Raw genomic sequence first — 255 nt, 5'->3', positions numbered from 1 at the left:
CCGGCCCGTCGGCGGTCTCGACCGCGCTGATCCGGCTGGTGAAGCCGGACGGCAGCACCATCACCTCGTCGCCGGGCTTGAGCACCCCGGAGGCGACCTGACCGGCGTAGCCCCGGTAGTCGGTCACCGTGGTCGACTGCGGCCGGATCACGTACTGCACCGGGAACCGCACGTCGACCAGGTTCCGGTCCGAGGCGATGTGCACGTGCTCCAGGTGGTGCAGCAGCGACGGCCCCTCGTACCAGGGCATGTTCT

The 255-nt window shown here is 70.2% G+C and carries 1 pseudogene; it reads right to left on the bottom strand.

Annotated features, from left to right (window positions below):
• A pseudogene (locus tag AC0AIB_RS31670) lies at positions 1-255 on the bottom strand (sulfate adenylyltransferase); the annotation flags it as partial.

The organism is Micromonospora sp. DSM 43699, assembly GCF_055517075.1.
Note: the sequence above shows the minus strand (reverse complement) of the source record. Positions and strands in the feature narration are given on the sequence as shown.